At 70.9% G+C, this 23,596-nt stretch carries 21 protein-coding genes; 7 read left to right on the top strand and 14 right to left on the bottom strand.

Going from position 1 to position 23,596, the window contains the following annotated elements; translation table 11 throughout:
- Window positions 1-11: 11 nt before the first annotated feature.
- From QWU11_RS17665 to QWU11_RS17655, 3 genes are read right to left on the bottom strand one after another with little or no spacing between them, the layout of a single operon-like run.
- The gene (locus QWU11_RS17665; protein WP_290111004.1) at window positions 12-386 is read right to left on the bottom strand and encodes a DUF742 domain-containing protein; all 375 of its coding nucleotides are present in this window, start codon (window positions 384-386) and stop codon (window positions 12-14) included.
- A gap of 9 nt (window positions 387-395) precedes the next feature.
- Complete coding sequence (locus QWU11_RS17660) at window positions 396-839, bottom strand: roadblock/LC7 domain-containing protein (protein ID WP_290111002.1); 444 nt, start codon at window positions 837-839, stop codon at window positions 396-398.
- A complete protein-coding gene (locus QWU11_RS17655; protein ID WP_290110998.1) occupies window positions 836-3,136 on the bottom strand; it encodes a nitrate- and nitrite sensing domain-containing protein in 2,301 nt (766 codons plus the stop codon). The genes QWU11_RS17660 and QWU11_RS17655 overlap by 4 nt, the downstream gene beginning before the upstream one ends.
- Before the next feature lie 1,124 nt (window positions 3,137-4,260).
- On the opposite strand from QWU11_RS17655, the gene QWU11_RS17650 reads away from it, so the two are divergent.
- Window positions 4,261-5,610, top strand: a complete 1,350-nt coding sequence (locus QWU11_RS17650; protein WP_290110996.1) for a cytochrome P450 — start codon at window positions 4,261-4,263, stop codon at window positions 5,608-5,610.
- Between the two features lie 2 nt (window positions 5,611-5,612).
- On the opposite strand, the gene QWU11_RS17645 is transcribed toward QWU11_RS17650, so the two are convergent.
- The 4 genes from QWU11_RS17645 to QWU11_RS17630 all read right to left on the bottom strand — a co-directional run bounded on the left by QWU11_RS17645 (window position 5,613) and on the right by QWU11_RS17630 (window position 10,082).
- Window positions 5,613-6,710 (bottom strand): hypothetical protein, encoded by a 1,098-nt coding sequence (locus QWU11_RS17645; protein WP_290110993.1) that lies wholly within the window; start codon window positions 6,708-6,710, stop codon window positions 5,613-5,615.
- Window positions 6,707-7,768 carry a polyprenyl synthetase family protein gene (locus tag QWU11_RS17640; RefSeq protein ID WP_290110991.1) on the bottom strand — a complete coding sequence of 354 codons (1,062 nt, stop codon included), beginning with the start codon at window positions 7,766-7,768 and terminating at the stop codon, window positions 6,707-6,709. Before QWU11_RS17640 ends, QWU11_RS17645 begins: the two co-directional genes overlap by 4 nt.
- 16 nt (window positions 7,769-7,784) lie before the next feature.
- On the bottom strand, window positions 7,785-9,155 hold the full coding sequence (locus QWU11_RS17635) for a cytochrome P450 (protein WP_290110978.1): 1,371 nt from the start codon (window positions 9,153-9,155) through the stop codon (window positions 7,785-7,787).
- Window positions 9,156-9,521: 366 nt separating this feature from the next.
- Window positions 9,522-10,082: a DinB family protein gene (locus QWU11_RS17630; protein ID WP_290110974.1), complete on the bottom strand. Its 561-nt coding sequence runs from the start codon at window positions 10,080-10,082 to the stop codon at window positions 9,522-9,524.
- Between the two features lie 231 nt (window positions 10,083-10,313).
- On the opposite strand from QWU11_RS17630, the gene QWU11_RS17625 reads away from it, so the two are divergent.
- Window positions 10,314-11,678 carry a ricin-type beta-trefoil lectin domain protein gene (locus QWU11_RS17625; RefSeq protein WP_290110966.1) on the top strand — a complete coding sequence of 455 codons (1,365 nt, stop codon included), beginning with the start codon at window positions 10,314-10,316 and terminating at the stop codon, window positions 11,676-11,678.
- Window positions 11,679-11,701: 23 nt separating this feature from the next.
- On the opposite strand, the gene QWU11_RS17620 is transcribed toward QWU11_RS17625, so the two are convergent.
- Together QWU11_RS17620 and QWU11_RS17615 are read right to left on the bottom strand one after the other, a co-directional pair.
- Entirely contained in the window at window positions 11,702-12,478 is a 777-nt protein-coding gene (locus QWU11_RS17620; protein ID WP_290110959.1) for a hypothetical protein, read from the bottom strand.
- A 138-nt stretch (window positions 12,479-12,616) separates the two neighbouring features.
- Window positions 12,617-14,764 carry an MMPL family transporter gene (locus QWU11_RS17615; RefSeq protein ID WP_290110957.1) on the bottom strand — a complete coding sequence of 716 codons (2,148 nt, stop codon included), beginning with the start codon at window positions 14,762-14,764 and terminating at the stop codon, window positions 12,617-12,619.
- A gap of 141 nt (window positions 14,765-14,905) precedes the next feature.
- Here QWU11_RS17615 and QWU11_RS17610 point away from each other — a divergent pair, with 141 nt between their 5' ends.
- The 5 genes from QWU11_RS17610 (at window position 14,906) to QWU11_RS17590 (ending at window position 18,724) form a co-directional block, all read left to right on the top strand.
- Complete coding sequence (locus QWU11_RS17610) at window positions 14,906-15,520, top strand: TetR/AcrR family transcriptional regulator (RefSeq protein ID WP_290110955.1); 615 nt, start codon at window positions 14,906-14,908, stop codon at window positions 15,518-15,520.
- 123 nt (window positions 15,521-15,643) lie between these two features.
- Window positions 15,644-17,074, top strand: coding sequence for a cellulose binding domain-containing protein (locus QWU11_RS17605; protein WP_290110953.1), 1,431 nt, complete (start codon window positions 15,644-15,646; stop codon window positions 17,072-17,074).
- 179 nt (window positions 17,075-17,253) lie between these two features.
- Window positions 17,254-17,643 (top strand): YbaB/EbfC family nucleoid-associated protein, encoded by a 390-nt coding sequence (locus tag QWU11_RS17600; RefSeq protein WP_290110952.1) that lies wholly within the window; start codon window positions 17,254-17,256, stop codon window positions 17,641-17,643.
- Between the two features lie 29 nt (window positions 17,644-17,672).
- Window positions 17,673-18,107 carry a hypothetical protein gene (locus tag QWU11_RS17595; protein ID WP_290110906.1) on the top strand — a complete coding sequence of 145 codons (435 nt, stop codon included), beginning with the start codon at window positions 17,673-17,675 and terminating at the stop codon, window positions 18,105-18,107.
- A gap of 5 nt (window positions 18,108-18,112) precedes the next feature.
- The gene (locus tag QWU11_RS17590) at window positions 18,113-18,724 is read left to right on the top strand and encodes a hypothetical protein (protein ID WP_290110904.1); all 612 of its coding nucleotides are present in this window, start codon (window positions 18,113-18,115) and stop codon (window positions 18,722-18,724) included.
- 625 nt (window positions 18,725-19,349) lie between these two features.
- On the opposite strand, the gene QWU11_RS17585 is transcribed toward QWU11_RS17590, so the two are convergent.
- From QWU11_RS17585 to QWU11_RS17565, 5 genes are read right to left on the bottom strand one after another with little or no spacing between them, the layout of a single operon-like run.
- Window positions 19,350-20,114 carry an SDR family NAD(P)-dependent oxidoreductase gene (locus QWU11_RS17585; RefSeq protein WP_290110899.1) on the bottom strand — a complete coding sequence of 255 codons (765 nt, stop codon included), beginning with the start codon at window positions 20,112-20,114 and terminating at the stop codon, window positions 19,350-19,352.
- Window positions 20,111-21,046, bottom strand: coding sequence for a 3-keto-5-aminohexanoate cleavage protein (locus QWU11_RS17580; protein ID WP_290110891.1), 936 nt, complete (start codon window positions 21,044-21,046; stop codon window positions 20,111-20,113). Before QWU11_RS17580 ends, QWU11_RS17585 begins: the two co-directional genes overlap by 4 nt.
- Entirely contained in the window at window positions 21,046-21,900 is an 855-nt protein-coding gene (locus QWU11_RS17575; RefSeq protein ID WP_290110889.1) for an LLM class flavin-dependent oxidoreductase, read from the bottom strand. Before QWU11_RS17575 ends, QWU11_RS17580 begins: the two co-directional genes overlap by 1 nt.
- On the bottom strand, window positions 21,897-22,670 hold the full coding sequence (locus QWU11_RS17570; RefSeq protein ID WP_290110887.1) for an aldolase/citrate lyase family protein: 774 nt from the start codon (window positions 22,668-22,670) through the stop codon (window positions 21,897-21,899). Before QWU11_RS17570 ends, QWU11_RS17575 begins: the two co-directional genes overlap by 4 nt.
- A complete protein-coding gene (locus QWU11_RS17565; RefSeq protein WP_290110884.1) occupies window positions 22,667-23,581 on the bottom strand; it encodes a hypothetical protein in 915 nt (304 codons plus the stop codon). The genes QWU11_RS17570 and QWU11_RS17565 overlap by 4 nt, the downstream gene beginning before the upstream one ends.
- Window positions 23,582-23,596 lie beyond the last annotated feature (15 nt).

The following is a 23,596-nucleotide window of genomic DNA, read 5'->3' as shown; positions in this document are numbered from 1 at the left end:
ATTGGGCGGGATTAAAGGCGGCGGAGGTCATCGAGCACTCTCATCAGTATTCGGGGGTCGGGCCGTTCGGTCAGCAGCGCCTGCGGCACTTCCTCGATCCGGTCCTGCTGGAGCAGATCCCCCAGCAGCACCTGCACGACCCGCAACGGGAGGTCGACCTCGGAGGCCAGGTCGGCGACGGTCGTCGGCCGGCCGCAGAGTTCCAGCAAACGCCGTTGCTCCCGCGACAGCCGGATGAAGTCGTTCGACTCGCGGCCGGTCGCAACCAAGATCGTGATCAGGTCGAGCTTCGCGTCCCCGGACCCGGTCCGCCCGCGCGTCATCGCGTACGGGCGTACCACCGGCCCCGCATCCCGGCCGACCCACCGCTCTCTCGGGACTTCCATCGCCGGGGCTTACTGTGGGTCGGCGCTGGACCGGGCCGGGCGGGGCGGCTCGTCCTCGGCCGAACGTGGCGCCGCGGCCAGGTGCTGACGCACTCGTTTGATCAGCAGCGCGGTCTCGTAGGCCACCACACCCGCGTTGTTGCCGGCCTCGCTCAGCACCGCGAGGCACGTGCCCTCGCCCGCGGGCACGACGAAGAACAGCAACCCGTCCATCTCGATGACGGTCTGCCGCACCCGCTTGGCCGCGAAGTGCTCCGCCGCCCCGTTGGCCAGACTGTGGAATCCCGACGACAACGCCGACAGGAACTCCGCGTCCCTGCGGGTGACCTCCTCCGACGCGCCCATCACGAGGCCGTCGCGTGACAGCAGCACCGCCTGCCGTACGTCGTCGACCCGCTTCACCAGATCGTCGAGCAGCCACCCAAGCTCCCCGGCCAACTGTGGCTGGCTCATTGCTTCCCTCGCTTATTCCATGGATCGAAGTCAGGCAGGTCCTCGTCGGCGTCACGGCCGCGCGACCAGCCGGACTGCAGCGACGCCATGAGGTCGCGGCTGAGTTCGGGGCTGGGCTCGTCGAAGTCGTCCGCGTCCGCCTTGGGTGTCCTCGTGGGGGACCCGCGCAGTTGCGGGGCCAAGTGCTGCTGCCGCCTGCGCCGCGGCAGCACCCCGGTCACCTCGCTCGACTCCGCGTCGGCGGCCACGGCGTCCTCGTCGACGGTTCCCGAAACCGTGGCCGGAACGGTGTGGGGCGACCCCGGAGCGTTCAGCCGTCCCGTGACGGACTCCCTCACGGCCTGCGGCGGCGCTTCGACCTCCACTCGGGGCTTCGGCAGGGCGGGAACCGGCGTGGGCCCCGTCACCTCCGGCGCCACCAGCGTGTTGGGGAGCAGCACGACCGCGGTGACGCCGCCGTACGCGGACGGCTGGACCGAGACCCGGATGTCGTGCCGTGCCGCCAGCCGCGCCACGACGAACAGCCCGAGCCGGTCGGTGTCGGCAAGGTCGAACTCCGGTGGCTCGGTCAGCCGCCGGTTGATCTCCTCCACCTGCTCCGGCTGTAGCCCGATCCCGCGGTCGACGATCTCGACGGCGATGCCGTTGGCCACTCCGTCGGCGCGTACGAGCACCTCGGTGTTGGGCGGCGAGAACACCGTGGCGTTCTCGATGAGTTCGGCCAGCAGGTGGATGACGTCGGCGACCATGGCGCCGAGAATCGACGCCGACGAGCTGACGGCCGCGTCCACCCGCGTGTAGTCCTCCACCTCCGCGATGGCGGCGCGGACGACGTCCTCCAGTACGACCGGGTGGTCCCAGGCGCGTACGGTCGGCGACCCGGACAGGATCACCAGGCCCTCGGCGTGCCGCCGCATTCTGGTGGTCAGGTGGTCGAGCCGGAACAGGTCCTCCAGCTCCTCCGAGCTGGAGGCACGGCGCTCCATCGCGTCCAGCAGCTTCAGCTGGCGATGCAGGAGCGACTGGCTCCGCCAGGACAGGTTCGTGAAGACCCGGTTGATGCTGCCGCGGAGTTCGGCCTCTCCCACGGCGGTCTCGATCGCGGTCCGCTGCACTGTGGCGAAGGCGTCGGCGACCAGCGTGACCTCCTTGGTCCGCCCGGCGGCCGGCGGCGCGGCCTCGGCGTCCACGTCGACGTCCTCACCCCTGCGCAGCCGTGCCACGACCCGTGGAAGCCGCTCGTGCGCCAGGGTCTGCGCGGCCTCCTGCAGCCCTCGCAGTTCTCCGGAGATCCCGCGGCCGAACAGCACCGAGAGCACGACGGACGCGACGACCGCCAGGAGGCCGACCCCGGCCGCCAGGTAGAAGCGAATGAGGATCCGCGTGCCCGCGGACTTGTCCTGCTGGGCGAGCAGCGCCCCCGCTTCCTCACCGTTCTGCAGCCACAGGGGTGACAGGAGGGTCTTCGTCGTCCGCCATTCCGACAGGTCGGTGCCGGTGGGAGTGTTCACCCCCGCCGTCACGATGCCGTTCTCCAGCCTCTCGTACCTGCTGTACAGCGGGGAGTCGGTCAGTTTCTGGTCGATCGTCCGCAGCTCGCCGTCCAGCCCGGCCAGTGCCAGGCCGGAGATCTGCTCGCGGCCGCCGGCCCACCGGGCGAAGGCGGCGCGGCCGGCCACGCTGATCCGGCCCCTCGGCGGCAGGGAGGACATCAGCGCGTCTTCCCGCAGCATGATGTCCCGCGCCCAGTACCCGTACAGCAGCGACGTCACCCGCCGGAACACGGGCGCCTCGTCGGAGGTCCCGACGTTGGTGAGGAACCGGAAGGTCGTGTCGGAGATGGCGCTGTAGTCCTGGATCGACTGAAGCGGGGTGACGGCGGCCGACTGGACCCGCGATCGCAGCTCGGCCAGCCCGTAGAGCGACTGGTCGGCCTCGTTCAGCCGCTCCCAGGTCTCGTCGCCGACCGTGTCCTTCACGTGGGACGAGAGCGCCTGGGCGCGGAAGGCGGTGATCGCCGCGTCGGTCTTGCGCTCCTGCTCCTGGTACTTGGCCTGCGCGGCCGGGTCCTCGGTGGACAGGGCGACCGCCGCCGCGGCCCGCTCGTCCTGGAGCATCGCGACGTACCCGGTCACCGGGGTCGAGACGTCGGAGAGCGTGGTCGAGAAGTCGGACTTGGCGAGCGCCGCGTTCAGGGTGATGGTCGCCGCGAACGCCCAGAGGGCGGTCAAGGAGAGCAGGGGCACCAACAGAAGCGCCGCGATCCGGGTCCCGATGGCCCGTGTGCGGGGACGCATATGTGTTCCCTGGGCAGCATGATCCCGCTTCAGCAATCGTCTCACCCCGTGTCCCGCCCCCACCCCAACGCAAGAGTCACGAACACTAACTGAAGTACCCATCAAGGTTCCAGATTCGAAAGGAAAATTAGTTCATAGCGCCGACTGAGCGGATATCCGGCCGAAGGAGTTGATCTTTCGCCTGCCAGGGTCGGCCCCGCGGGTCGCAGCCGGAGGTGAAATCGCTTTCCCGCAGCGGCCGTTCGCCGTCTTTTCGGAAGAGGCCGCGCCGCCTTCACTTGCACGGCGGCACTGCAGCACGCACGCGAGGGGAAGAGAGCCGGTCGGGTGCAAGAACCCGTACCGCCGCCGGATGCCCGAGATGTAAAGAGGGAGTGCGATCAATGGCGCCGGTCCTGGTGAGAGCGCCGGCGAACACCCGCGCCGCAATTGCTCCCTGGATTCGAGACACGCCGCGGGCCACGGGAGCCAGGCCGTTCACAGAAGAGGGAAGGGGCCCTCCCTGGCGGCGTACGCGGCCGGCGGATGGCCCTGGACAAGGGGACGCTTCCGGCCCGCCATGGCGGGCCGGCGGGCCGCCGTCGTGGCCAGGACAGGTCACGCGATCGGCGGGAGACCGTGCCCGCCGCGGTCGGCCGGTGTCCGCGAGGCGGAAACGGCCAGGCAGGTGAGGCATGGTCTCGGCCGACTACCTGGAGTCACCGGCACCGGAATCGCGGAACCGGCGCTTCAAGGCCCGATGGTACGGCGAGAGTGAGTGCTCGAGAACGACGAACTTCGATGGCCGGGCATGACGCTTGACGAGACGACGGTCGATTCGCTCCGCTGCGGATAGCCCAGGTCACGGCATCATTCTCCGTCCGGACGCTTCACGCCGTGACGCCGGCGGGGAGCCTGCCCTCCTGACTCCGCGGTCAACGCCCGGCAGACCTGCGGCCGCGACGAACCCGCAGGTCAGCGTGACTGATGAGTTCCGGACGGCGCACGCATCGACCAGTGACCTAGGTCACCATTTACCGGTAGTGATACTTAACGTAAAAATAAATCAACGACATTCTTCGGCAAAAGGGTGCCACGCAACGCGGATTTCGCCATTCAAGGTGAGCAGGAACCAGGAGGACGTGATGGGTGTCCCATTGTCGGAGGTGCCGCGCGCGCCGGGCCGATTGCCGTTCGCCGGACACGTTCCCTCTCTCTTACGGAGCCCGCTGGAATTCATGCGGTCGTTGCGTACGGTCGGTGACATGGTGCGCGTCGACATCGGCACCTGGCCGGTCTATTTCGTCACCTCGCCCGAGCTGATCCACCAGGTCCTCATCACCGACGCCGCCGGCTTCCGCCGCGGCCGGCTCTTCGACCGGGCGCAGCCGCTCCTCGGCACCGGGATGGGCACGATGAACGGTGAGGAGCACCTCCGGCGCCGCCGGCTGATGCAGCCGCTCTTCAACCGCAACCGGGTCACCGAATACGCCCGGACCATGGGCGACTGCGCCCGTACGCAGGTCGAGGCCTGGACGGCCGGCGAGCCGGTCGACGTGGGCGGCGCGATGTACGACCTGGCGCTGACCAGCGTGGCCCAGACGATGTTCTCCGCGACGCTGGCACGTCCCGCGGTCGAGGAGGTCCGCCGCTGGCTGCCCGTCATCTTGAAGGACAGCGTGACCCGGGCGTTCCTCCCCCGCGCGATGGACCGGTGGCCGATCGGGGTGAACCGGCGGCTGAACACCGCCATCCCCCGGCTGCGGGCGGTGATCGACCAGGTGATCGAGGAGTACCGCGCCGGCGGAGTCGACGACGGCGACCTGCTCTCGGCCCTGATGGCCACGCGCGACCCCGGAACCGGCCGGCCGCTGAGCGCCGTCCAGCTCCGTGACGAGCTCCTGGCCATCATGATGGGCGGCACCGAGAGCACCGCGCTGACCATGACCTCCACGCTCCACGAGCTGAGCCGCCACCCGGAGGTCGAGCGCCGCCTGCACGAGGAGGTCGACTCCGTCGTGGGGACCCGGCCGATCGAACCCGAGGACCTGCCCCGCCTGGAGTACACCGCCAAGGTGCTCAACGAGGCCCTGCGGCTGCATTCACTGCTGGTGTTCATGCGCCGCGCGGCCGAGCCCCTCGAGATCGGCGGAGTCGACGTCCCGCCGGGTACCGAGATCGGCTACAGCTTCTACGCGCTCCACCGGGATCCGCGGCTGTTCACCGACCCCGAACGCTTCGATCCCGACCGGTGGCTGCCCGAACGCTCCAAAGACGTGCCGCGCAGCGCGTACCTCCCCTTCAGCGAAGGCAGTCACAAGTGCATGGGAGACGCCTTCGCCTCCATCGAGATGTCCATCTTCCTGGCCACGATCGTCGCCCGGTGGCGGCTGCGGCCGGTGCCCGGCGACGGGGATCGGGAGGCGCCGACGCCGCTTCCCCATCCCCGTACGCTGTCGATGGTGCCGGAGGCGCGGCGGGTCACCGTCATCTGAGGTCAGCCGGTGAGCTGCTCCCACCACCAGGCGATGGAGGGGAGCGGGAGCGGCTCCTCCACACCGCCCGGCGGCGAGTCGACGAAGCCGCCGGTGAAGCGCAGCGCGCCCGGTGACCGGCCGTCGGGATCGCTGTAGCGGGTCGTACGCGGGCGGAGGTAGTAGTCCAGGTTGCCGCGGATCATGTGACCCGCCTCGCCCAGGTACGCGCGCAGCTCGGGGCTCGCCGACGGCAGCACCTGGGCGCGCAGCCGTACGAAGAGGCTCATCAGGTGGTCCCGTACGGTGGCGGCGCGGCGCAGCGCCTCGGCGGGCTCCAGCGACTCCTCGGCGGCGAGCACCGAGACCAGCGTGGGCGCGTGGTCCACGGCCACCTCGGCGCGTTCGGCGAGCCATCGTTCCTTGGCGTCGGAGAACAGGTCGTTGTCCCAGCCGACAAGCAGCCAGCAGAGCTCGTTGAGGGCGCGTACGGGCGGCGCGTCCATCTCCCGGTCGGAGATCTCCGCGGCGCGGGCGAACTCGCACAGCCCGAACCACAGCGGCCCGGCGCAACTGTCCATCCGCAGCGCCGCGTACTCGTTCAGGGTCAGTGGCGTTCCGGCCTTCGCCACCGCCTTTTCCCAGATCGTGCCCAGGAACCAGCGCCGCGTCAGGTCGGTCCAGCGGCGGTGCTGGACCGGGGTCAGCAGCCGCTGGAGCCGGTCGGCGACGTCGACGATCGCCGCGGCGAACGTGTCGTCGCCGAGCAGGCCGGCCCGCGGGTTCTCCAGCGTCCGCAGGAGCCTGCCGGCGAGCGGCGCGAAACCGGCCCCGCCCCCGTCGCCCATCCGGTACATCAGGTCGTCCATGAGGAAGCCGAGGTAACACCAGTCGGTGAAGAGCTGCAGCCGGTCCTCGTCGGCGTGCGGCAGCACCAGCGCCATCGCCTCGCCGGAGTTGCTGCCGGCGACCATGGCGCTCAGCGTCTCGTCGGCGCAGAAGCCGTACCGGCGCATCCAGAGGAGTCCGCGTTCCTCCAGCCGTCGTGCGGCCGGGTGGATCGCCGCCGGGATCGGGCAGTACACCGGCGGGATCTCGATCAAGATGGCGGTGTCGGTCACCGTTCCTCCTGCGTACGGGGATGCGCTCCGGATGGCGCCAGCGGGTACTGGCTCGTGAGGAGATCGACGAGTGCGGCCAGTTTCGTGGCCGCCTCCGCGCGGAACGCGGGTCCGTGCATGCGGTCCAGCGCCGCGTCGAGGTGGTACGCGGCCTGCCGGCCGGCCCAGCCGCGCCCGCCCGCCGCCTCGACCAGGTCGGCCGCCCGGTGCAGTTCGGCCTCGCCGAGCTCGTCCCGGTGCCGGTACAGCCCGGCCAGCTCCCGCGCCGCCGCCGAGTCACCGCGCAACGCCGCCGCGACCGGGAAGCTCTTCTTGCGCGTACGCAGGTCCGACAGGTGCGGTTTTCCGGTCCGGGCCGGGTCGCCCCAGATGCCGGTCAGGTCGTCGATGATCTGGAAGGCGATCCCGAGGTGGTGGCCGAACGCGCGTAACGCCTCGAGCTGTGCCGGGCCGGCGCCGCCCGCCAGGGCGCCGAGCGTGCAGGCGCAGACGATCAGCGCGCCCGTCTTGGCACTGGCCATGGCCTGGCACTCGGCCACGGTGACCTCGTCGCGTACGGCGAAGGCGGTGTCGGCGTACTCCCCGTCGAGCAGTTGCTGGACCGCGTCGTTCAGCCGGTTCACGCCCACCGTGCTCAGCGGGGCCGGCGCCTCACCGAGGATCCGGATGGCCAGGAAGAACAGAGCGTCACCGGCGAGGATCGCCGCGGGCACCCCGAACACCGACCAGACGGCCGGCCGGTGCCGTCGCGTGCGGTCGTCGTCGATGACGTCGTCGTGCAGCAGCGAGGCGTTGTGCACGAGCTCCACCGCGACGGCGGCGGGCATCCCCTGCTCGGCCGTGCCGCCCACCGCCTCCGCCGCCAGCAGGGTCAGGGTCGCGCGGACCGCCTTGCCGGCGCCGGCGTCGGTCGGCGTGGCGTGTTCGTCCCACCAGCCGAGGTGGTACCCGGCGATGGTCCGTAACGACTCCGGCAGGTGGTGGACGGCCTTGCGCAGTTCGGGGTCGACGGCGTCACGGGTGCGGATGAGGATCTCCGCCGCGTCGGGCTGGACCATGTCGGCTCCTTGTCCGTCATCGCGCGGGCTGGACCCGCTCGGACGCCGTCACGTGGCGCAACTCCGGGATCATCGGCAGCGCCTGGGGGCGTGGAAGCGCGGCCGTCATCTCCCGGACCACGTGGCCCGGCACCGGCAGCAGCCGCCACCGGGCGACGATGGTCGCCAGGGAGATGACCATCTCGATGGAGGCGAAGCCGTCCCCCATGCACTTGTGGCTGCCCGCGCTGAAGGGGATGTAGGCGTTGCGCGGCACGTCTTTGGAGCGTTCCGGCAGCCACCGGTCGGGGTCGAAGCGGTCGGGGTCGGTGAACAGCCGCGGGTCATGGTGCAGCGCGTAGAGGCTGTAGCCGATCTCGGTACCGGGCGGGATGTCGACTCCGCCGATCTCGACGGGCTTGGCCGCGCGGCGCATGAACACCAGCAGCGAGTGCAGGCGCAGGGTCTCGTTGAGGACCCTGGTGGTGTAGCCGAGGCGGGGCAGGTCTTCCGGTTCGATCGGCCGGGTCCCCACGACGGAGTCGACCTCCTCGTGCAGGCGGCGCTCGACCTCCGGGTGGCGGCCCAGCTCGTGGAACGTCCACGCCAGGGTGAGGGCGGTCGTCTCGGTGCCGCCCACCATGATCGTCACCAGCTCGTCGCGCAGCTGCGTGTCGCTCAGCGTCTGACCGGTCTCGGGGTCGCGCGCGGCCATCAGGACCGACAGCAGGTCGCCGTTGTCGATCTCACCGACGCGGTACTCCTCGACCACCTTGTCGATCACCGCGCGCAGCCGGGTCGCAGCGGTGTTGAACCGGCGGTTCACCCCGATCGGCCACCGATCCATCGACCGCGGAAGCAGCGCCCGGGTCACCCCGTCCTTGACGAGTACGGGCAGCCAGCGGCGGACCTCCTCGATGGCGGGCCGCGCCAGGTCGGCGGAGAACATCGTCCGGGCCACGGTGGTCAGCGCCTGGGAGTACATCGCGTCGTCCACGTCGAGCGTCTCGCCGGGCGTCCAGGTCTCGGTCTCCGCCCTGGCGCAGTCGCCCATGATCTGGGTGTAGCCCGTGATGCGGCTGCGCTGGAACACCGGCTGCATCAGCCGGCGCCGCCGCCGATGCTCCTCACCGTTCATCGTGCCGAGCCCGGTGCCGAAGACCGGACGGGCCCGGTCGAAGAGCCGGCCGCGCTGGAAGCTACCGGCGTTGGTGACCAGGACCTGGTGGATCAGGTCGGACGACGTCACGAAGTAGACCGGCCAGGTGCCGATGTCGACGCGCACCATGTCACCGATCGTGCGCAGCGACTGAATGAACTCCATACGGCGCCGCAGCAGCGCCGGAACGTTCCCGGCGAGCGGCACCCGCCCCGGGGCGCGTGGCACCGCCGACAATGGGACACCCATCGGATCCTCCCTGTTCCTGCCATGCGGAATCAGTGGGAGGCCCGCGACGGCGGGTGTGTTTCCCACTTATCGAGGTCGGTCGTAGCGGCTTTTCTCGAAGGCGATGGCGGGATCCACATTCCTGTATGCGTCGACAGATTGTTTGTACTTAAATTGACGCAGGCTGTAAATTGTGACGAAGATCACTTAGTATGGAGGTTAATTCAGTAACGCATTGACCAGTGGCGATGTCCCGGGTCGTCGCCCGGGGCGGGCATTCGGCCGGGACCGGCCAGACGGGAAAGCCATCGGAGGTCCGGCCCGCACGTCAGGGCCTTGACCTGCGACTTCTCCGGTCCGGCGCAGGCAGCCTTTTCGGCCGCTGAATCATTGGCCGACGCGGCCGTCGATGCACTCTCTCAGCAGATCTGCGTGGCCACAGTGACGGGCGTACTCCTCGACTCGGTGTACGAGCAACTCCCGTACGGCGATGGCCTTCTTTCCCACGCGTACGCCCAGGTCCGGATACTCCGCCAGTGCGGCGTCCGTCGCGGCCTGTTCCCGGACCAAATCGGCGTACGCGGCGTCGACCATTTCCTGTTCGGCGGCCGCGTCATCGAAGTCGGCGTCGCGCGGGCCGTACAGTTTCGACGGCGGCTCGCCGGGCGAGATCCAGCCGCGCCAGTCGCGTTCCACCTCGGCGAGGTGGCGGAGCAGGCCGAGCAGCGACATGGTCGACGGCGGCACCGCACGGCGGGCCAGTTGCTCCGTGTCGAGGCCCTCGCACTTCATCAGGAGGGTCAGCCGGTAGTTCGTCAGATAGTCCTCCAGCGTCGCCCGTTCTCCGTCCGGGCTGGGGGCATCGCTCTCCCGGGGATCGTCATCGGGATCCACCCACATGTCCTGGTAGACGACTGCCTGGCTCCATCGCGGGGTTTCGTCACTCACCCCGGCCATGTTCGTCCTCACGCGTCCGGCTCGCCAGTGTTTTTCCACGACCGCGCCGACCGCCCGGATTCAGTATTGACAGGATTCTTAACAGAGGAACACCATGGCTGTGAGAGCGCTCTCACAGCCCCGCCCGCCACCACTCCTCTGCCACGCATCGGTGTCGTGGACCTCTCCCCCAGGTGGCCGACACCGTTGTGCCTCGCAGTAACCCCTGAGAAGAGGTACGTCGTGTTCGCGGATCCCCCAGCCACGCCCACGCGGAAGCCCCGCCTTCGCCGGCTCCTCCTCGCCGCCGTCGCGGCACTGACCACCGCGACCGCCACGGTCGCCGTCGCGCCGGACGCCGGCGCGTCGATCCCGCCGCCCCCTTCGGGCTGGACCAGCGTGTTCAGCGACGACTTCACCGGTGCCGCCGGAACGGGCCTGAACACCTCCAACTGGCTGTACGACATCGGGACCAGCTATCCCGGCGGCGCCGCCAACTGGGGCACCGGCGAGGTCGAGACCATGACCAACAGCACCCAGAACGTCTACCAGGACGGCGGCGGCAACCTGGTGATCAAGCCGCTCCGCGACGGCAGCGGCCGCTGGACCTCCGGCCGGGTGGAGACCCAGCGCACCGACTTCGCCGCCCCCACCGGCGGCAAGCTGCGCATGGAGGCCTCGATCCAGCAGCCGAACGTCTCCGGCGCGGCGGCCGCCGGGTACTGGCCGGCGTTCTGGGCGCTCGGCGCGGCGGCCCGCCCGGCCGGCGCGACGAACTGGCCGAGCATCGGCGAGATCGACATCATGGAGGACATCAACGGGCGTAGTTCGGAGTTCGCCACCCTGCACTGCGGCTCGAGTCCGAACGGTCCCTGCAACGAGACCACCGGCATCAGCAGCGGCGAACGCGCCTGCGGCGGGTGCCAGACGGGCTTCCACCAGTACGCGGTGGAGTACGACCGCAGCGTCTCTCCCGAACAGCTGCGCTACTACCTCGACGGCAACAACTTCTTCACCATCAACGCCAACCAGGTCGACGCCACCACCTGGAACAACGCCGTCCACCACGGCTTCTTCATGATCCTCAACGTGGCGATGGGCGGCGGCTTCCCCGCCGCGTTCGGCGGCGGCCCCACCGGCTCGACCCAGTCGGGAGTGCCGATGCTGGTCGACTACGTACGGGTCCTGACGAGCGGATCGGGAGGCGGCAACCCGCCGCCGTCCGGCAGCGCGATCACCGGGTACGGCGGGCTGTGCCTGGACGACCGTTCCTCCAGCACCGCGAACTTCAACCCGATCCAGATCTACACCTGCAACGGCAGCGGCGCCCAGCAGTGGACCGTGGTCAAGGCCGGCAGCACGCTGCACGTCTTGGGCAAGTGCCTAGACATCAACGGCGGTGGCACCGCGAACGGCACCCTGGTCGACCTGTACGACTGCAACAACACCGCGGCCCAGGTCTGGATCCCCCAGTCCAACGGATCGCTGTACAACCCCCAGTCCAACCGGTGCCTCGACGACACCGGATGGTCCACCACCCCGGGCACCCAGGTCGAGATCTGGGACTGCACGGGCGGCGCCAACCAGGTGTGGCACCTGCCCTCGTGAGCCGGTGACGGCCCGGCCGAGCCTCACCTCCTCCAGGAGATCCTCTTCAGGTGAGCCCAGGTCAGGGCCGCCACCGCGACGAGGACGCCGAGGAGGGTGAGGACGCGCAGCGTGTCCCGCAGCCCGGCGGTCACCCGGTCGAAGACGTGGCCGGCGACCGCCGGGCCGAGCGCCTCGGGCGGGATCGCGGCGAGGCCGGCATGGCGTACGGCCGACAGGCCGGCGCGCAGGGTCAGCATCGTCACGACGGTTCCGAGGCCGAGCGCCAGGACCGTCCGCCTTCGGTCGCGGGACAGGGCGACCGACACGAGGAGGCAGATCGCCGCCGCCCAGGGCAGCCATGCGGCGGTGCGGTCGAGCCATCGGGCGGCGGCTCGTGCCCGGCCGGCCGCCGCCACCCGGCCGAGCTCGAGCCGCACGGGCGGCGTCCCGGCCGCCGCCGGTCCCATGCCCGGCAGTTTCCTCAGGACCTGCTCGATCACCGGTCCCAGGTCCAGCCACAGCCGGCCGTCGGGATCGGCGCGTACGGTTCCGCCGGCGGCCGGGCGGCCGGTGAGGATCGCGACGAGCTGCCGGTGCGCGGTCCGGTTGAGGGTCACCCACAGCCGCTCGAACTCGGGGCTTCGCACGAACTCGGCGGTGACCCGCGCGGCCAGCCGCCGGGTGGCCTCGTCCAGCAGCCCGGCGAGCGGCCTCCCGCCCGCGGCTCGCCTCCGTACGTCCAGGCCCTGGGAGATCGCCGCGGTGACCTTGGCCGCGACCTCGTCCTGTACCACCGGGTCTCTGCCGAGCGGGGCCACGGTGGCGACGTACCGGCGGCTGTCCAGGAGGCGTCCGCGCAGCCAGACCGCCGGTAACGGCGGCGAAGGTCAGCAGCAGGCCCGCCGCCAGCGCCGCGACCGCCGCCACGCGACGGCGCCGTTCAGGTCCGCCCGCCCTCACCGCCGCGGCTCGTACGCGGGAGGCGGGGGCCCGGCCGGCTCGATGTGCACGCGCGGCAGCCGGCGCAGACGGCGGGGCAGCCGCCAGTTCCGGTCGCCCAGGATGTACATGATCGCCGGGACCAGCATGAACCGGATCAGGAACGCGTCCAGGGTCACGGCGACCGCCAGCCCGACGCCGACCTCCGCGATGAAGCGCGCGCCGCCGAGCACGAACGAGCCGAAGACGGCGATCATGATGACCGCGGCACCGGTGATCACGCCGCTGACCCGGCCCATGCCCTCCCGTACGGCGCGGGGGTTGTCCCCGTGGGTGTGCCACTCCTCCTGGACGCGGGTGAGCAGGAAGACCTGGTAGTCGGTGGAGAGCCCGAAGACGATCGCGAACGTCATCACCGGCACCGCGAAATGGACCGGCCCGGTGGACAGACCTGTCCAGCCCTTCTGGAACACGGCGACCACCACGCCCAGAGCGGCGCCGATGGACAACAGGTTCATCGCCGCGGCGGTGAGCGGGATGGCCAGTGAGCGAAACACTACGAGCAGCAGCACGAACCCGATCGCGACGACCACGGCGACGAACGGCACCAGCCGCCCGCCCAGCAGCGAGCCCAGGTCGACGAACGTGGCGGTGGGCCCGCCGACGTGCACCGCGACGCCGCCGCCACCGACGGCGCGCGGGATGACCGCGACGCGGAGCCGGCGCACCAGAGCGCCGGTGGCCGCCGACTGCGGCGAGGTCGCCGGGTAAGCCCGTAGCACGGCGGCGGTCCCGGACGGGCTGATACGCGGCGGGCCGACCGAGGCCACTCCCGGGTCGGCCGCGACGGCCTCGGACAGCCGCCCGAGCACGGCCCCGTACGACGCGGACGGCAGCCGCACGGTGAGCAGCAGCGGGCCGTTGAAGCCCGGCCCGAAGCCGTCGGCGAGCAGGTCGTAGGCCCGGCGCGTGGTCGCCGACGCGGGATCCGCGCCGGCGTCGGAGCTGCCCAGCCGCAGCGACAGCGCCGGCAGCGCCAGTACGGCCAGGACGGCGACCGTCCCCACGGCGACGGCCCACCGATGCCGCCGTACGAGGTCGGCCCACGCTCCGAGGCGTGGGGAGACCGCCGTGGACCCGGCCGGGTGCCGGCCGGGCACGCGCAGGCCGTTGACGCGACGGCCGAGCAGGGACAGCACCGCGGGCAGCAAGGTGAGCGCGGCGGCCATGGTGAACGCCGCCTCGACCACGGCCGAGACCGCGATCCCGTCGAGGACGCCGACCCCGAACAGCAGCAGCCCGAGCAGCGCCACCACCACGATGCCGCCGGCGAACAGCACCGCCCGCCCGGAGGTGTTCACCGCGCCGACGGCCGCCTGTTCCGGGTCGCGGCCCTCGGCGAGCATGCCGCGGAACCGGGACACGATGAACAGCGAGTAGTCCACGCCGACGCCGAGCGCGATCATCAGCGCGATCACCTCCGCGCCGGTGTTCACGTCCATCACATGCGTGACCAGGGCGTTCACGCTGACGCCGGCCGCGACGGCGATCAGCGCGGTCAGGATGGGCATCAGCATCGCGGTCACGGACCCGAACATGACCAGTAGCACGAGCACCGCGGCCGTGAGCCCGACCGCCGTGGCCGGGCCCGGCCCCTGACTCACGGTCCGTTCGACCGCCTGCCCGCCGAGCTCGACCTGAAGCGCGCTCGTACGGGCCGCCCGCGCGGTGTCGACCACCGTGCCGATCGCGTCCTCGGGCAGTTCGCCTGCCTGCGCGTCGAAGGTCACCGTGGCGAACGCCGTCGTACCGTCCCTCGACATCGCCTGCCCGCGCGAGGCGTACGGGTCGGCCACCTGGACCACGTGCGGCAGCCGCTCGACCCGCGCGAACATCGCCCGCATCCGATCGCGTACCGCCGGATCGGTCACCCGGCCGGCCGTGGTGTGGAAGACGATCTGGTCGCCGTCCCCGGCGGCCTGCGGGAAGTCGCGCTCCAGCACGGCGCGGGCGTCCTGCGAGTCACGGCCGGAGAAGCGGAAGGTGTTCTTGTACTCCGCGCCGCCGGCCTGGTGGGACAGCCCTGCCAGGGCCAGGACGAGTACGAGCCATCCGCCGATCACCCACCACCGATGCCGCACCGACCATCGCGCGAACCCTTCCATTCTGCTCCCTAAAGTACGCAGCGTTCTCTATCGGGCGACCATAGATCACCTCACATAGAGAACGCAACGGACTCTAAGGCGCGTACGGTGGGTGCGGAGCAGGGCTGCGCTATCGTGCGCTGACTCGGAGAAAGGGCGTGGATGGCTCCAACCGACGGCCGGGCCGACCACCGGACGGGGCCTCGGCGGCGCGGCGAGGTGCTCGAGGCCGCGATCCTGGACGCGACGCTGGCCGAGCTGAACGACGTCGGTTACGCGCGCCTGGCGATGGAGCGGATCGCGGCCCGCGCCCACACCAGCAAGGCGTCGCTGTACAAACGCTGGCCCAGCCGGGCCGAGCTCGTCGTCGCCGCGCTGCGCCACGGCCGGGGCCCCGCCGACCCGGCGCCGGACACCGGCAGCCTGCGTGAGGACGTGCTCACCCTGCTGCGCCGCGGCGCACGGCGCCTCGAAGGGCCGTTCGGGGAGGCGGCACGCGGGCTGATGGTCGAGACCCTCACCGACCCCGACCGGACCGCGCGCGTACGGGCCGGCATGTTCGTCGCCCGCGACCGGCTGATGCGCGAGATCCTCGACCGCGCGGCGGCCCGCGGGGACATCGCCGCCACGGCGATCAAGCCCCGCCTGATCGGCCTGGCGCCTGCGCTGGTGGACCACCACTTCCTGATCCACGGCACGCCCATCCCCGACGGCGTACTGACCGGGATCGTCGACGACGTCCTGCTGCCGCTGCTGGTGCCCGACGCGCGAGATTAGGCCTTGCTCAGCAGGCCCTTAAGCGGGGCTTAGCCCCGGCCTCCCGGACGTCCCAGCGCCTTAGTGTCGTACCGCCCTGCAGGCGTGACCTCGTCAATTCCCACCTCTTCGGGAGGTACCCCCATGAGCGCACACCGAGCGCGCCACCCTCGCCGGCGGCGGCTGGCCCTGTGGACCGCAGGCGGTCTGACCACCGTCGTCGGCATCACCGGTGCCGCCCTGTTCGTCACCACCGGACCGGCCGACGCGGCATCGATCAAGGCCACGTACAAGCGGGTCAGCGCGTGGGACGGCGGTTACAGCGCCCAGTACACGCTGACCAACACCGGCGCCGAGGCCATCCACGGCTGGAACCTGCAGTTCGACCTGCCCTCCGGGACGAAGGTGAGCAGCCTGTGGGACGGCGTCTACTCGGCCGGCGGCACCCACGTGCAGGTCAAGAACGCCTCCTGGAACGCCGACCTCGGGCCCGGGGGTTCCACCGTCGTCGGGTTCGTCGCCCAGGGCGCCACGAGCGCTCCGTCCGCGTGCCAGGTCAACGGCTCGGCCTGTGAGAACGCCGGCGACACGCAGGCGCCGAGCCCGCCTCCGCCGGCCGCCACGCTGACGGCCACGCCCGAGCCGACCAAGAGCGCACCGCCGACGCCTCCGAAGTCGTCGTCGAGCGGCGGTTTCTCCCCGTACGTCGACGTCGGCCTGTTCCCGCCGTACGACCTGGTCGACGCTGCCAGGCGCACCGGCGTCAAGACGTTCAACCTCGCGTTCGTCGTCTCCGGCGGCGGCTGCGCGCCCAAGTGGGGCGGCTCGCAGGAACTCGGCGACAACGAGGTGGCCAAGAAGATCGGTGACCTGCGCGCGGCGGGCGGCGACGTCCGCGTCTCCTTCGGCGGCGCGAACGGCACCGAGCTCGCCCAGGCGTGCACGAGCGCCGGCGACCTGGCCACCGCGTACAAGAAGGTGATCGACGCCTTCGACCTGAAGAAGGTCGACTTCGACATCGAGGGCGCCGCCATCGCGGACAAGACGGCGAACGACCGGCGGGCCGAGGCGATCACGACGCTCCAGAAGCAGGTCGGCGGGCTCGACGTCTCGTTCACGCTGCCCGTGCTGCCCAGCGGGCTCACCCAGGACGGGGTGAACCTCCTCTCGTCGGCCAAGGCCAAGGGCACCGACGTCGCGGCGGTGAACGTGATGGCCATGGACTACGGCGACGGCCAGGCGCCGAACCCGGACGGCAAGATGGGCGACTACGCCATCCAGGCGGCCACGTCCACCGAGAAGCAGGTCGAGCAGGCCCTCGGCGTCGGCGACGCCTGGAGCAAGATCGCCATCACGCCGATGATCGGCGTCAACGACACCAGCACCGAGGTCTTCCGGCCGGCCGACGCGACGAAGGTCGCCGCGTTCGCCAAGGAGAAGAAGCTGGCCTGGACGTCGATGTGGTCGGCGACGCGTGACAAGCCGTGCCCCGGCGGGGCGCAGAGCACCGCCAGCGCGACCTGCAGCAGCATCGACCAGGCCGCGGACGCGTTCACCAAGGCGTTCACCGGCTGAGACCCCGGACGCGGCCCCCGGGAGACGACGCTCCCGGGGGCCGCGCCGTACGGAGAGGGCGGCGCAGGGGAATGTGTTCGACTCTTGCGCCGGTCACGGACCGTTCCGCTACTTTGATCTTGTTTCGGCGGTGCCTCCGCAGGCTTCACCGTCGATCCGAAAATGGGGACGGTGTCGTCATGGCTGACTTTCGCAAGCGTTCCGCAGGAAAGGACGAGGCGCCCGCCTCGGCGTGGCCGGGCGGCCCGGCGGCACTCGAGAAGCCACCGACCGGTCACGGCGCCTCCGCGGACGACAACGTGCGGGTCACCATCGGCACCGACGGCCTCGTGGACACGGTGGAGATCAACCCGCGGGCGCTGCGGCAGGACGCCCGCACGCTCGGTGAACTGACCCGGGAGGCCGTACGCGCGGCGCAGCGGGACTGGTTCGGCCGGCTCGCCGACCACGACCCGGGCCCCGCCTCCGAGGACCGGTTGCGCGCGAGGCTGGAAGAGATCCAGGCGGAGTACTCCCAGCGCATGGAAGAGATCAACCGCGTGATCGCCGGCCTGATGCGCAGCCGATAGCACACCGAGGGAAAGGCCTGGAGCCACTCATGCCGAAATACGATTCCAAATCGCTGGAGGACGCGGCGAAAGCCATCGGCTCCGCGACCGTGGACACCTACGAGGAACAGATTCCCGCAGGCGGAAGCCAGTACGGCTCGTGGGACGCCATGACCGTCCTGCCGGCGCACGAGCAGTTGTCGCTCTACCGGGAGATCTCCGACGAGCACGCTTACAAAGGGTCGCGCTGGCAGAGCATCGGGGATTTCTCGCCGGAACCGCATGAGGTGTTCCTGACGAAAGGCTTCTTCGAGACGTTCGACCATTTCTACGACTCGGCGATCTCGGCGGTCACCACGACCGCGAAACAGGCCGACTACGGCGCCAGGGGCCTGTACCGGATGTCGGAGAACAGGAAGGCCGCCGAAGACGCCAACCTCACCTCCGTGTTCGGCGTGCTCGACAAGATGAAGAACCGGGACTGACGGCCGTGGGAAACGAGAAGATCACCCTGCCGGCGGACCTCCTGCACCTGGTCGAGCACTGGACGGCCGAGGGCACGATGAAGTTCCGCTGGCCGAGCGACGACGAGGTCAACTTCAAGGCCGGCGGTGACCGGTGGGGCGGCGTCGGCGTCGCGTTGGAGCTCACCCGGCTGAACCCCGAAGATGCCATCAAGGCGGTCCTCCAAAAGAACGAGGGGCCCGCCATCGAGGCCTTCGCCGCCTACTGGCGCGACGTCCCGGCCCGGAACGTCGACGATCTGCTCACCTCGTTCAAGGTGGTGTCGGCGGCACTGCTCGCCATGAACGCGGCGCTCATCGCCTACAAGCAGACCTCGATCGAACAGCTCGCGGAGCTCAAGAAAGAGCTCGACGAGAACCAGAAATGGGCGTGGTTGCCCTGGTCGGACGACAAGAAGATCCACGAGCACGCGCAGAGGATCATCGGCTCCTTCGACGACCTCAACGAGTACGACGTGGACGACTTCAACGGCACGATGAACAACTGCCTCGCGCTCATCAAGAAGGAGCAGGCGCTCTACGACGGCATCAGGGACCGCTTTACTCCCGCCGCCGAGAACGCCGGACAGTCGCTGTAACGCCTGCCGGGCACCCCCGCCGCGAGTGATCGGCACGGCCGAAACGGGCCGACCCCATCGCCGGCGGGATCCGTTACGCCGTCGACCACGGCGCCGGCGTCATCGCGGTCGACCCCAGCTCCGTCGAGAACGAGGTCGCCACCGGACTCCGGACCGCGATCGCCTACGCCCAGGCGAAGAACGTCGTCATCATCGGCACGGTCGGCCTTCGCTACCCGGAGGTGTTCCCCGACCCGGTGTCGGCACCCGGCGTGATCGGAGTCGGCGCCGTCACCGCCACGGGCCGCCGCGACCGGCGCTCGACCTCCGCGGGAGGTTCTGTGATCATCTCCGCCTCCGGCCTCGCACTGCCCGCCATCGGCCCGGACCACCGAGTGTGGACCCTCGGAGGCGGCGACGTGGCACTGACGTTCGCGACCGCGGCGGTGGCTCTGATCAGGTCGGAATACCCCGAGCCGACCCCGGCCCAGATCGGCCGGGCACTGTCCGCCTCGGCCCGCCGCCCGGAGGGGACGGGCCGGTACGAAACCGACCCGGGCTTCGGCTACCTGAACGCCATCGGCGCCCCTCGACCGGGCACGCACGCCGGCCGGACAGACCGCCCCCGCCATCGCCGCCGGGTCGCTCAGGCGAGGAACCCGCCGTCGACCGGTAGGACGACTCCGCTGATGTGGCTTGCGCGTTCGCTCAGCAGGAAGCTCACGGTCGCTGCCACCTCGGCGCCCGTGCCCACCTTGCGCAGCGGTGTGGCGGCGATCCGGGCCTCCACGCCGCCGGGGACCGTGCGCCGCAGCTCGTCGAGCATCGGGCTCTCGGTCGGGCCCGGGGCCACCGCGTTCACGCGGATGCCCAGCGGGCCGAAGTCGTGGGCCGCCGTACGCGTCAGGCCGATGACCGCGTGCTTGGTGGCCTGGTAGGCGCCCATGCCCGAGCTGCCGCGGAGGCCGCCGATGCTGCTCACGTTGACGATCGATCCAGAGCCCTGCCGCTCCATCACGCGGACCTCCTCGCGGACGCACAGCCACGTGCCCTTCACGTTCACGGCCATGATCCGGTCGAAGTCGTCTTCGGAGACCGCGTCGAGGCGGCCGCCGCCGCCCATCGCGGCGTTGTTGTACGCCCCGTCGAGCCGGCCGAACCGGGCGACCGTGGCGTCGACGAAGGCGGCGACGTCCGCCGCCTTCGCGACGTCGCCGGTCGTGTAGGCCGCGTCGTGGCCCGCCGCCGTGAGCTCGGCGGTGAGCTTGGCCAGCGGTTCCTCGGTGCGGGCGACGAGCATCAGGGCGGCTCCGTCCGCGGCGAGTACGCGTGCGGCGTCGGCTCCGATGCCCGTGCTCGCTCCGACGAGCAGGACGACCTTGCCGGCGAGCGGCGATGAGGTGGTGCTCATGAGATCCTCTCGGTGTTCTCGACGCCCCGGAGCGCGAGCATCGCGCGGGCGTCGGCAGGTGTGGCGATCTGTTTGCCCAGGTCCTCGATGACGGCCCGGACCTTGCCGACCTGCTGGGCGTTGCTCTCCGCGAGGCGCCCCTTGCCGATCCACAGGCTGTCTTCGAGACCCACCCGCACGTGACCGCCGAGCCACGCGCTGTGAGTGCCGAACTGTATCTGGTCCCGTCCGGCGGCGAAGGCGGAGAATGAGTAGTCCTCGCCGAAGAGCTTGTCGGCGATCCGCACCATGTGCTCCAGGTTCTCGTGGTCGGCGCCGATGCCGCCGAGGACACCGAACACCCCCTGGACCAGCAGCGGCGGCTCGGCGAGGCCCTTCTCGACGAAGTACGCGAGCGTGTAGAGGTGGCCGATGTCGTAGCACTCGTACTCGAACCGCGTGCCGGACGCGCCGAGCGTCCGCAGAGTGTGCTCGATCGCGTCGAAGGTGTTGACGAACGGCTGGGAGTAGGTGTTGAGGACGTACGGCTTCTCCCAGTCGTACCGCCACTCGGTCACCTTGTCGGCGATCCCCGCGTACACGAAGTTCATCGAGCCCATGTTCAGCGACGCGAGCTCGGGCCGGAGCCGTACGGCGGCCGCCAGCCGCTGCTCCATCGTCATCGCCGTCGAACCGCCGGTGGTGATGTTGATGACGGCGTCGGTGCGCTCGGCGATGGGACCGATGATCTGGTCGAAGACCTCGGGCTCGAACGTGGGCCGCCCGTCCGGCAGCCGGGCGTGCAGGTGCACGATGGCCGACCCGGCCTCGATCGCCCCCAGCGCCGCCTCGGTCACCTGCCCGGCGGACAGCGGGAGGTACGGGCTCTGGGACGGCACGTTGACCGAGCCCGTCACCGCGGTGGTGATGATGACCTTCTCGGCTGTTCGCATCAGTTCGTCCTCTCCATGCTCGGCGCCAGCGCCCGGTAGGCGTCGAGCTTCGCGTCGTCGAGCGGGCCGACCAGGCTGACGGCCACCTGTGTGGCGCCGGCGTCGTACTGCCGCCGCAGCGCCTCGCGTACCTGCTCCGGCGTGCCGCAGGCGACGAGCGCGTCGACGAGCCGGTCGGACCCGGGCGGCGCGAGGTCGGCCTCGGTGAACCCGAGCCGCGTCAGCTTGGCGATCTGGTGCGGCAGCGTCAGGTAGTAGGCCAGACGCTCGCGCGCGACGTCGCGGGCCGCGGCCCGGTCGCGGCCGACCACCGCCCACTGGACGACCGACAGGAACAGGTCCGGCCCGATCGTCTCGCGCGCCCAGCGGGTGTGCTCCGGCGTGACGAGGAACGTGATCAGCCCGTCGGCGCGTGCGGCGGCCAGCCGGGTGAGCCCGGCCGAGTAGGCGCCGAGCACCCGGGGCACGCGGCGCGGGAGCGTCGCGTCGATCCCGTCCAGGTAGTCGCGCATGAACGGCAGCGGGCCGACGCCTCGCTCGCGGGCCGCGCCGCTGACGCCGAGGCCCAGCACGTACCGTCCGGGGTGGCCGGCGGCGAGGTCCCGCGCCGCGGACGCGGCGGACTTCGGCACGCGTTCGAGGGCGCGGGCGACGCCGTTGCCGACGATCATCCGCCGCGTCGCGCCGAGCACGAGGGCGGCGGTGGTGAACGCCTCGCGCCCGGTGACCTCGGGGATCCAGACCATGGGGTGGCCGCTCTCCTCGAGCACGCGGACGAAGCGCACCACGCCGTCATGGTCGAGGCCGTCCGGCTCGGCGATCGACAGGGCGGTGACGGGCAGGGTCAGCGTCATCCCGCTTCCCGGAACGCCGTGACCAGGCCCCGCGCGGCCTCCGCCAGCATCGACGTGTCGTTGCTCAGCAGCACGAAGTCGCAGCCGTCCCGTACCGCCTGGGCCGCCCGCGACGGTACGCCGCCGAACGCCAGGCCACAGCGCTTGCCGGCGGCGTGCGCCGCGTCGATCGCCGAGCCGATCAGTTCGGCCACCTCGGGCGAGGACGGCGTGGACCCCATCGACATCGACAGGTCCGCGGCGCCGACGAACACCGCGTCGACGGAGTCCAGCGCGAGGATCTCCGGCGCCGCCTTGATCGCTTCGACGCTCTCGAGCTGCGGGACGCACAGCACGTCGTCGTTGCCGGTGGCGAGGTAGTCGGCGTTCGGGCGCAGCCCCCACGCTCCGGCACGGCTGGTGCCGCCGGCGCCGCGTACGCCGTGGGGCGGGAACCGGCACGCCTGCCCGGCGGCGGCGGCCTGCTGGACCGTGTCGACATGCGGTACGAGGATGCCCATGGCGCCCGCGTCGAGGATCTTCTGGATCGTCGACGCCGTCGTGTCCGGCACTCGTACGAAGGGCGCCAGACCGAGTGCGGCGGCGGTGTTGACCAGCCGGTACGCGGTCTGCAGGTCGATCGGCGCGTGCTCCATGTCGACGACCACGAAGTCGAACCCGGCGTACGCCATGATCTCGACCGGCTCACCGGAGGTGATCTTCAGCCAGGTGCCGAGCGGAGTGGTCTCGCGATCCGGCGCGAACAGCCCCGCGCCCGTACGTCCGCTCACGGCATCGGGTAGTCGTCGGCGTTGAGCACCCAGCCTGGTTTCGCGGAGAAGTCGGCGCGTGGCGGGCTGAAGACGTCGATCAGCTGGTTCACCCCGGGATCGCCGGCCGCGGAGGTGTGCACGGTGGGCGGCGGGATGATCGCGACGGACGGGCTGCCGATCCGTACGTGGTCGTCGTCGCGCCACCCGGTGCTGTCGCTCAGCCAGGGGGTGCGGATGTGGTGGACGTACTCGCCGCGCATCGCCAGTGACAGCTGCTCGAAGTCGTCGTGCGTGTGCGGCGAGAGCTTGTGCGGGTCGCGCGGGCCGGTGACCTCGGGCAGGAAGTTGACCATGAACGAGCGGGTACGGAAGATGCGGCCGAAGCGGGCCGGGTCGTCCGGGATGCCGGCGAGCGGGTAGAACCGCACCGCGTATCCACCGGGAGGCTCCGGCCACCGGCGCAGCAGCGCGACGCGCGGGTGGTCCTCCGCGTACGCCGCGGCGTTGGCGGCCCGGTCCCGCCACGCCGGTTCGGTGGCCTCGACCAGGCGTACGAGCGGGCCGTCGCCGTGCACGCCGAGGCGCGAGGCGCCGGGCGGGACCACGACCAGCCCGGGTGCGTCGATCAGCGTCGCGCCGTCGTCGGTGATCACCGAGAAGGCGGGAGAGGCGCCGGTGACCACCACGGCGAGCTCGCCGTCGAGCGTCCCGTTGTCGAGGTCGTCGCCGTCGCGCGCGTCGGTGTGCACGAGGACGACGTTCTGGCCGCGGACGATCGCGGTGCGCCCGTCCGGCGTCGCGGCGCCGGGCGACGCGAGGCGGTGGAAGTCGAAGTACTGCGGGGCCGCGATCGCGTCACCGCTGTCCGGACGCGGTGCGGCCGCGGTCGCCGTCGCGAGGGAGGAGCGTGGGTCGTCCTTCTCGTACACGGGTGGTGTCCTTTC

It is taken from the genome of Actinomadura sp. DC4 (assembly GCF_030406325.1).
Lineage (GTDB): Bacteria > Actinomycetota > Actinomycetes > Streptosporangiales > Streptosporangiaceae > Actinoallomurus.
Note: the sequence above shows the minus strand (reverse complement) of the source record. Positions and strands in the feature narration are given on the sequence as shown.